Source organism: Gammaproteobacteria bacterium (assembly GCA_019911805.1).
Classification (GTDB): Bacteria; Pseudomonadota; Gammaproteobacteria; order Thiohalobacterales; family Thiohalobacteraceae; genus JAHJQQ01.
The window spans coordinates 1-9,444 of the sequence record JAIOJV010000011.1; the positions used below are offsets into that span (position 1 = coordinate 1).

General features: G+C 64.3%; 8 protein-coding genes. 5 read left to right on the forward strand and 3 right to left on the reverse strand.

The genetic code is table 11. The features are described 5' to 3' along the window. Positions 1-2: 2 nt before the first annotated feature. A complete protein-coding gene (bamE, locus tag K8I04_00680) occupies positions 3-464 on the reverse strand; it encodes an outer membrane protein assembly factor BamE (GenBank protein ID MBZ0070237.1) in 462 nt (153 codons plus the stop codon). 90 nt (positions 465-554) lie between these two features. On the opposite strand from bamE, the gene fur reads away from it, so the two are divergent. After that, entirely contained in the window at positions 555-983 is a 429-nt protein-coding gene (fur, locus tag K8I04_00685) for a ferric iron uptake transcriptional regulator (protein MBZ0070238.1), read from the forward strand. Here the strand turns inward: fur and recN are convergent. Both recN and K8I04_00695 read right to left on the reverse strand, forming a co-directional pair. Then, the gene (recN, locus tag K8I04_00690; GenBank protein ID MBZ0070239.1) at positions 980-2,695 is read right to left on the reverse strand and encodes a DNA repair protein RecN; all 1,716 of its coding nucleotides are present in this window, start codon (positions 2,693-2,695) and stop codon (positions 980-982) included. The two genes, fur and recN, sit on opposite strands and share 4 nt — an antisense overlap. Positions 2,696-2,851: 156 nt before the next feature. Continuing rightward, positions 2,852-3,733 carry an NAD(+) kinase gene (locus tag K8I04_00695; GenBank protein MBZ0070240.1) on the reverse strand — a complete coding sequence of 294 codons (882 nt, stop codon included), beginning with the start codon at positions 3,731-3,733 and terminating at the stop codon, positions 2,852-2,854. Between the two features lie 229 nt (positions 3,734-3,962). On the opposite strand from K8I04_00695, the gene hrcA reads away from it, so the two are divergent. The 4 genes from hrcA to dnaJ all read left to right on the forward strand — a co-directional run bounded on the left by hrcA (position 3,963) and on the right by dnaJ (position 9,060). Beyond that, positions 3,963-5,018, forward strand: a complete 1,056-nt coding sequence (gene hrcA, locus K8I04_00700; GenBank protein MBZ0070241.1) for a heat-inducible transcriptional repressor HrcA — start codon at positions 3,963-3,965, stop codon at positions 5,016-5,018. A 110-nt stretch (positions 5,019-5,128) separates the two neighbouring features. Next, positions 5,129-5,698, forward strand: a complete 570-nt coding sequence (gene grpE / locus K8I04_00705; GenBank protein ID MBZ0070242.1) for a nucleotide exchange factor GrpE — start codon at positions 5,129-5,131, stop codon at positions 5,696-5,698. Between the two features lie 98 nt (positions 5,699-5,796). Continuing rightward, positions 5,797-7,719 (forward strand): molecular chaperone DnaK, encoded by a 1,923-nt coding sequence (gene dnaK, locus K8I04_00710; GenBank protein MBZ0070243.1) that lies wholly within the window; start codon positions 5,797-5,799, stop codon positions 7,717-7,719. A 189-nt stretch (positions 7,720-7,908) separates the two neighbouring features. Next, a complete protein-coding gene (dnaJ, locus tag K8I04_00715) occupies positions 7,909-9,060 on the forward strand; it encodes a molecular chaperone DnaJ (protein MBZ0070244.1) in 1,152 nt (383 codons plus the stop codon). Positions 9,061-9,444: the final 384 nt, after the last annotated feature.

Sequence of the window (9,444 nt, forward strand, 5' to 3'; positions counted from 1 at the left end):
CCCTAAATCTCGTCCTCGCCGAAGCCCATCCAGTTCCACATGCGGGTGAGGATGCCGCGTGCCTTGCGCTTTTGCGGCGGGACGACGACCGTGGTCGATTCCGGGCCGGCGGCGGCGAGTTCGGGTTGCGGGTGCGGGCGATAGTCGCCATCGATGCGCACGAGCTGATCGTCCTTGAAGTATAAGGTGACACGCTGCTGCTCGATCTCGCCCTTGCCAGGCTCCATTCGATAGAGAAAGTCCCAGCGGTCCTGATGGAAGGTGTCGACGAGCAGTGGCGAACCGAGGGTGAAGCGCGCCTGGCGTTTGGACATGCCCGGCTTCAGCTGATCGACCATCTGCTGGGTGATGACGTTGCCCTGTTGTACGTCGATGCGGTGGATGAAGGGGATGCGCTCCACCGAGGTGCATCCCGTCACCAGCAGACTTGCCAACACCAGGGCAGGAATGAGAAGCTTTTGCATATATATCGAGCCTTAGCGGGCTGCGCCGAATGGGTCGGCATGATACCCCAGCCGCGGTGCGATTACACGCTGCAAGGTGGAGACAAGATCATGGATTCACACGAGTTACGCAAGGCCGGCCTGAAGGTTACGCTGCCCCGGATGAAGATCCTGGAGATCCTCGCGAGCCACTCCCGGGACCGACATATGAGTGCCGAGGACATCTACAAGGCGCTGCTCGAGGAGGGCGAGGACATCGGTCTGGCGACGGTGTACCGCGTCCTCACCCAGTTCGAGTCGGCGGATCTGGTCAGCCGACATCACTTCGAGGGCGGGCACTCGGTGTTCGAACTCAACGAGGGTACGCACCACGATCACATCGTCTGCGTGAAATGCGGGCGGGTCGATGAATTCATGGATGAGGTCATCGAACAGCGGCAGCGCGTCATCGCGGAGAACGCCGGCTATGAGATCACCGATCACAGCCTGTACATCTACGGTATCTGTGCGACCTGCCGCAAGGAGGCCGCCGCGCGCTAAGTGCGAGAACCGCGCCGCTTCCGTTCGGGGGCGGGCCGCTGTGCCCGCTGGATCATCTCCTTGGCATGCGCGCGCGTCTGCGTGGTCACTTCCAGGCCGCCCAGCATGCGGGCGATCTCATCCACGCGTTCCGCATCGCTCAGACGGCGGATACGGGTGCGGGTGGTCCCGGCGGCGGTGAGCTTCTGCACCTGACAGTGCTGGTGCGCCTGCGCGGCGACCTGTGGCAGGTGGGTGACGCACAACACCTGGCGGCGCCCGCCCAGCGTGCGCAGCTGCCGGCCGACCACCTCGGCGATACCGCCACCGACACCGCTGTCCACCTCGTCGAACACCAGCGTCGGGATATCGCTGCCATGGGTGGCGATCACCTGGATGGCGAGACTGATGCGCGACAGCTCGCCGCCCGAGGCGACCTTGGACAGTGGTGCCGGTGGCTGGCCGGGATTGGTGCTGACATGGAACTCGATGCGGTCCAGGCCATGGCGGGTGAGTTCGCCGCTCGGCAGCGGCGCCAGCGCGACCTCGAAGCGTCCGCCGGACATGCCCAGTTCGTGCATGGCGGCGGTGATGTTCCGGCCGAGTTCTTCGGCCGCCTGGCGGCGGCGGGCGCGAACCTGCAGTGCCAGCGTCTCGAAGGCCGCGGCCAGGCGGGCGATATCGTGTTCCAGCGTCTCGAAGTGTTCGTCGGCATGCTCGAGCCGGGCGAGTTCGGCGCGGCTGCGCTCGAGCCGGTCGGGCAGCTCTTCGGGTTTGACGCGGTGCTTGCGCGCGACCTGCTGGAGCGCCGCCAGACGCCGGTCCAGCCAGTCCAGTCGACCGGGGTCGAGGTCCACGCGGTCGGTGTAGTCGCGCAGCTCGTCACTGGCCTCGCGCGCCTGGATGAGCGCGCTGTCGAGCAGCGCGCAGACCGGCTGCAGTGCGGGGTCGAAGTGCAGCAGCTCGCTCAGTTCCGTGTGGGCGTGGCCGAGCAGGCCGGTGGCCGAGACCTCGTCCTCGTAGAGCGCGGCCACGGCACGCTGGCAGGCTTCCAGCAGGCGCCCGGCGTTGGCCAGGCGGCCGTGTTCCTCATGCAGTCGCGGCAGCTCATCGGGCTCGAGGTCGAGCGCCTCCAGCTCCTGGAGGTGGAAACGCAACAGCTCGCTGCGCGCGCCGCGGTCCTGGGCGGCACCGTGCAGCTGTTCCAGTTCGTCGCTGCGGGCCTTGTGGTCGCGGTAGATGGCGGCGAGCGCCGTCAGGTCGTCGCCGTGCCCGGCACAGGCGTCCAGCAGTTCCCGCTGCACCTCGCGGCGCAGCAGCGACTGGTGTTCGTGCTGGCCGTGGATATCGGCCAGCAGTTCGCCGATCTCCTTGAGCAGTTGCACCGGCACGGGGCGGCCGTTGATGTAGGCGCGCGAGCGACCCTCGCGGCCGATGACACGCCGCAGCTGGCAGTCGTGGCAGTCGTCGTCGGCATCGAGATCATGGGACGTCAGCCAAGCCCGCAGCACCGGCAGGGCGTCGATGCGGAAGGTCGCGGTGATCTCGGCGCGCGCGGCCTCGTGACGGATGACTTCGGCGCCGGCGCGGTCGCCCAACGCCAGTCCGAGCGCGTCGACCAGGATGGATTTGCCGGCACCGGTCTCGCCGCTCAGCACCGTCATGCCGGACGCGAGTTCCAGTTCCAGTTCGTCGACGATAGCGAAATCGCGGATGTGGATGTGGGAGAGCATTCGAGGGTTGGGGGTCGGGATTCGGGATTCGGCTGTTGGGATCCGGGATTCGGGATCTGGGATTCGGGATTCGGGGCAGTGTATCCGAACCATGCTATGCCGCAAGATGATCCCGACCCCCGAATCCCGAATCCCGACCCCCGAATCCCGAACACCCTAGCTGCTGCTGCCCCAGTGGAATTTGCGGCGCAGGATCTCGAAGTAGTCGTAGCCCGGTGGGTGGATCAGGCGCAGGCGCTTCTCCTTGCGTCGGATGCGGACCCGGTCGCCCGGCGACAGGGGGACGTTGACCTGACCATCGCAGGTGATCTGTCCCTGGGTGTAGCCGCCGCCGGTGTGGACCGCGATGCAGATCTCACTCGCCTCGTCGATTACGATGGGGCGGTTGTTGAGGCTGTGCGGGCAGATCGGGACCAGCACCATGGCATCCATGGCGGGGTGCAGGATGGGGCCACCGCCGGACAGGGCGTAGGCGGTGGAACCGGTCGGGGTGGCGACGATCAGACCGTCGGCGCGCTGGCTGCTGAGCAGGCGGCCGTCGATGTGCACCTCGAGCTCGATCATGCGTGCCACGTCGCGCTTGTGCACCACCACGTCGTTCAAGGCGTCGCTGCTGTCGAGTTCGCGCTCGCCGCGCCAGATGGTGGCGTGCAGCAGGGAGCGCTCCTCGGTGGCGTAGTTGCCGTCGAGGATATGACCGAGCTGTTCGGTCATGCTGTCCGGCGAGACGTCGGCCAGGAAGCCGAGGCGGCCGAGATTGATGCCGACCAGCGGGACGTCGGCGTCGGTCAGACTACGGCCGGCGTTGAGGAGGGTTCCGTCGCCACCGATCACGATCGCCAGGTCGCACTGCGCGGCCAGTTCATCGCGCTCGAGGATGGGGAGGTCCGTGCCGGGAGATTGGTCTGCCGCACTGACGTCCAGGCTGATGGCCAGGTCGCGGCCGTGGAGGTAGGTGATCAGGCGCGTCAGGGTGTCGCCCACGGTAGGTGCCCCGTGCTTGCCAATGATCCCGATATGTCTGAAGGTGGCTGCCATCGACCGCTGACCCTAGCATGAAAAACTCAGGCCGGACAATACAAAGCTTCCGGAACCTGTTAAAGAGGCGCAATTTTTTCAGGTGTGCGTTCTCAGGTTTACAAGCGCTGGCAGCTTGACACTCCCAGACTCAGTTGTTAGCGTGCAGCTTGGCACTCGTACCGCTGGAGTGCCAGATTCCGCCGGGTTCCGCCGGCTGCAGCTTCGGAACATTGATATATAGATGGCCATGGCGACGCACCCGACCTCGACCCCGTTGAACGAACGCGCCCAGCACCTGCTGAGGGTGTTGATCGAGCGTTATATCCGCGACGGTGAGCCGGTCGGCTCCCGTACGCTGGCCCGTGATGCCGGCATGGACCTGAGTCCGGCAACCATCCGCAACGTCATGGCGGACCTGGAGGACCTGGGCTTCGTGAAGGCCCCGCATACGTCGGCCGGGCGCATGCCGACGGTCCAGGGCTACCGTTTCTTCGTCGACACCCTGCTGACGGTGCAGCCGCTGGAGGGCCGCGAACTGCAGCGCCTGCGTGCCAGTTTCCAGTACGATCTCGAGCGCAGCGCGCTTGTCGCCCGGGCCTCCGATCTGCTCTCCGGTATCACCCACCTGGCCGGTGTGGTCACCCTGCCCAGGCGCAAACAGGCGGCGTTGCGACGTATCGATTTCCTGCCGCTGTCCGATCGGCGGGTGCTGGTCATCATGGTGATCAACGAGCGTGAGGTGCAGAATCGTATCATCCACGTCGACCGCGACTATACCGCGTCCGAGTTCGAGGCCGCGACCAATTACCTGAACGAACAGTTCGGTGGCCAGGACTTCACCGCCGTGCGCGCCCGCATCATCGCCGACATGCAACGCACCCGCGAGGACATGAATCGCATGATGCAGGCGGCCGTCGACATGGCCCAACGGGTGTTCGATACCGACCTGCAGGAACAGGAAGGCGTGGTCGTGGCCGGTCAGACCAATCTCATGGACTTCCGCGAGTTGCGCGAGGTCGAGAAACTGCGGCACCTGTTCGATGCCTTCAATCAGAAGCGCGAGATCCTGCACCTGCTCGACAAGTGCGTGGATGCTCAGGGTGTGCAGATCTTCATCGGCGAAGAATCCGGCTACAACGTGCTGGACGAGTGCAGTGTCGTGACCTCGCCCTACGCGGTCGAGGGCCGGGTGGTAGGGGTGCTGGGCGTCATCGGCCCGACCCGCATGGCCTACGATCGTGTCATCCCCATCGTCGATACCACCGCGCGCCTGCTGGGCGCGGCCTTGAATCCCCTGGAATAGCCCCCATGTCGAGGACATCGAGCCGCCACCGGCCCTGGCAGGCTGGATGGGCAGAGCTATCCTTTTATATGAATAAGTTGAGCTAATCTACTGATAAACGGAGAGTAGTAATGGTCGATGAGCAGCGTCCCGAACTGCAAGACAGCCTCGAAGAGACTGGCCCCGGCGGTGCCGGTGAGACCGAGTTGCATGTGCTCCTGGAGGATGCCCGCGCCAAGGCGGACGACCACTGGAACCAGTACCTGCGTCTGCAGGCCGAGATCGACAATCTCCGCAAGCGCCACCAGCGCGATCTGGAGAATGCCCACAAATACGCGCTCGACCGGTTCGCCGTCGAGCTGCTGCCGGTGAAGGACAGTCTGGAGATGGGCATCGCCGCCGCGGAGGGCCAGGCCATCGACCCGGCCAGGCTCAAGGAAGGCAGTGAGCTGACCCTGAAGATGCTCGCCTCGGTCATGGAGAAGTTCTGCATTGTCGAGGTGAACCCCCAGGGGGAGCGCTTCGATCCGCAGTTCCACGAGGCCATGTCCCTGCAGGAGCGCACCGATGTCGAGGCCAACACCGTCGTTACGGTGGTGCAGAAGGGTTATCTGCTCAACGATCGTCTGATCCGGCCGGCCATGGTGATCGTATCCAAGCGACCACCGGAGGACGCGCCGCGCGTCGACGCCCGGGCTTGAATTGGCGCCCAGGCGCCTCCATGTAGCAAGGCATATTCGGGCGAGTATCGTCCACTGTAAAAAATTCAGATACTTAAATACTTTTTGGAGAGACTGGCATGGCAAAGATCATCGGCATTGACCTGGGTACCACCAACTCCTGCGTGGCGGTCATGGAGGGTGGCAAGCCGCGCGTGATCGAGAACAGCGAGGGTGACCGCACCACGCCGTCGATCGTCGCCTTCACCGACGACAACGAGGTGCTGGTCGGGCAGTCCGCCAAGCGCCAGGCCGTGACCAACCCGGCCAACACCCTGTACGCGGTCAAGCGCCTCATCGGCCGCCGCTTCGAGGAGGACGTCGTCCAGAAGGACATCAAGCTGGTCCCCTACAAGATCGTCAAGGCCGGCAACGGCGACGCCTGGGTCGAGGCGCAGGGCAAGAAGATGGCCGCGCCGGAGGTCTCCGCGCGCGTACTCATGAAGATGAAGAAGACCGCCGAGGATTACCTGGGCGAGCCGGTCACCGAGGCCGTCATCACTGTGCCGGCCTACTTCAATGATTCGCAGCGCCAGGCGACCAAGGACGCCGGCAGGATCGCCGGTCTCGAGGTCAAGCGCATCATCAACGAGCCGACCGCGGCGGCACTCGCCTACGGCATGGACAAGAAGCGCGGCGACGTGAAGATCGCCGTGTATGACCTGGGTGGCGGCACCTTCGATATCTCCATCATCGAGATCGCCGACGTCGATGGCGAACATCAGTTCGAGGTGCTGTCCACCAACGGCGACACCTTCCTCGGTGGTGAGGACTTCGACAAGCGCATCATCGACCACCTGGCCGACACCTTCAAAAAGGAGCAGGGCATCGACCTGCGGGGTGACCCGCTGGCCATGCAGCGCCTCAAGGAGTCCGCCGAGAAGGCCAAGATCGAGCTGTCCACCAGCCAGCAGACCGATGTCAACCTGCCGTACATCACGGCCGATGCGACCGGTCCGAAGCACCTGAACCTGAAGCTGACCCGCGCCAAGCTGGAGACGCTGGTCGAAGACCTCATCGCCCGCACCATCGAGCCGTGCAAGGTGGCGCTCAAGGATGCCGGTCTGAAGGTCTCTGAGATCGACGACGTGATCCTGGTCGGCGGTCAGATCCGCATGCCCAAGGTGCAGGAGGCGGTACAGGGCTTCTTCGGCAAGGAACCGCGCAAGGACGTCAACCCGGACGAGGCGGTCGCCGTCGGTGCTGCCATCCAGGGTGGTGTGCTCGGCGGTCAGGTCAAGGACGTGCTGCTGCTCGACGTGACCCCGCTCAGCCTGGGCATCGAGACCCTGGGGGGTGTCATGACCAAGCTGATCGAGAAGAACACCACCATCCCGACCAAGGCACAGCAGGTGTTCTCCACGGCCGACGATAATCAGACCGCCGTGACCGTGCACGTGCTGCAGGGCGAGCGCGAGCAGGCCGCGGCCAACAAGTCGCTGGGTCGCTTCGATCTCTCCGACATCCCGCCGGCCCCACGCGGCGTACCACAGGTCGAGGTCGCCTTCGACATCGACGCCAACGGTATCCTGCACGTGTCCGCCAAGGACAAGGCCACCGGCAAGGAGCAGTCGATCCAGATCAAGGCCTCCTCGGGCCTGTCGGACGACGAAGTCCAGCGCATGGTGAAGGATGCCGAGCTGCACGCCGACGAGGACCGCAAGTTCCACGAACTGGTCGATGCACGCAACCAGGCCGAGGGTATGATCCACGCGACCAACAAGTCGCTCAAGGATCTCGGCGACAAGGTCGAGGCCGACGAGAAGTCGGCTATCGAGGCCGCAATCACGGAGCTGCAGGACGCACTCAAGGGCGACGACAAGGACGCGATCGCGGCCAAGACCGCCGCCCTCGCCGAACTCTCCGGCAAGCTGGCCCAGCGTGTCTATCAGCAGCAGGCCGAGGCCGGTCAGGCAGCGCCCGAGGGTGCGGAGCAGCAGAGTGAGGCGGCCGGCGATGATGTCGTGGACGCCGAGTTCGAGGAAGTTAAGGAAAATAAGTAACCAGGTTCCAGGTGTCAGGGCCGGGAGGTGTATACCTTGACCCTGGCGCTTGGATCTGCACAAATCTTGAGATCGGCGCCCGACATGCGTTGGCATGGCGGGCGCCGTTATTGTAACCGGCGAGATAACCAGACACGGTAGCCACGATTACCCTCGTCCCTAGAACCTAGAACCTAGCACCTGGAATTCATGAAACGCGACTATTACGAAGTCCTCGGCGTCGAGAAGAACGTCAGCGAGGCCGAGCTCAAGAAGGCCTTCCGGCGTCTGGCACAAAAACATCATCCGGATCGCAATCCGGACAACAAGGAATCCGAGGAAAAATTCAAGGAGGCCAAAGAGGCCTACGACGTCCTCACCGATGCCCGCAAGCGGGCAGCCTACGATCAGTTCGGCCACGCCGGCGTCGATCCCTCGATGGGCGGTGGGGGTCCCGGCGGCGCAGGTTTCGGGGCTGGCGGTGCCAGTTTCGCGGACATTTTCGGCGACGTGTTCGGCGACATCTTTGGTGGTGGGGGCGGCGGTCGCGGTGGTGGACAACGCGTCTACCGTGGTGCCGACCTGCGCTACAACCTCGATCTCAGCCTGGATGACGCGGTCGCCGGTACCACGGTCAAGATCCGCGTGCCGACCCTGGTGCAGTGCACCACCTGCAGCGGCAGCGGTGCCAAGCCCGGCAGCAAACCCGAGACCTGCACCACCTGCGGCGGCCACGGTCAGGTGCGCATGCAACAGGGCTTTTTCTCGGTGCAGCAGACCTGCCCACGCTGTCACGGCAGCGGTACGATGATCAACGACCCCTGCGGCACCTGTCACGGTCACGGCCGCGTGCGCGAGAGCAAGACCCTGTCGGTGAAGGTGCCGGCCGGAGTCGACACCGGCGACCGCATCCGCCTGGCGGGCGAGGGCGAGGCCGGCGAGAATGGCGGGCCCCCGGGTGATCTGTATGTGCAGGTGCGCGTCAAGGACCATCCGATCTTCAAACGCGACGACAACAACCTCTATTGCGACGTCCCCATCAGCATCGTCACCGCCGCGCTCGGCGGTGAGATGGAAGTGCCGACCCTGAACGGCAAGGTGATGCTGAAGATTCCGCCCGAGTCACAGACCGGCAAGCTGTTCCGCCTGCGTGGCAAGGGCGTCAAGCCCGTACGCGGCGGTCCCGTCGGCGATCTGCTGTGCCGCATCATGGTCGAGACTCCCGTCAATCTGAGTGCACGCCAGAAGGAACTGCTGCAGGAATTCCACGCGACCATGGAGCAGGGTGGCAGCACCCACAATCCGCAGGCACATTCGTGGCTGGATGGGGTGAAGAAGTTTTTTGATGGGATGAAGTTGTAACCTGGTTTTATCATTGCGGCCGCAGCGTTTCTTCGTCATTGCGAGCGAAACGAAGCAATCTCCTGGTTCGGAGCGCTGTTCCTAGATAACGCAGGTTGGGGTGAGCGCAGCGAACCCCAACAGCCGTTATCCTCCTTTCTGTTGTTTGTTCCTTTGCCTTTCTTCCGCCCTTGCCGAGCGGGTTACTTTTCTTTGCTTGCCCAAAGAAAAGTAACCAAAAGAAAGGGCACCCCGACGACTTGCCCCGCTGCGCGGGGTTCCCTGCGCTCCTCGCCCTTTTGCGCGCTCGCCTGACTCGCAGTCCGCTCGGCACGTCGGCTGCGCCGCCGTACCGCCCGAACAGCTCAAACACGAGGCTCGCTTCCCCGCAAAAGGACTGTGGTG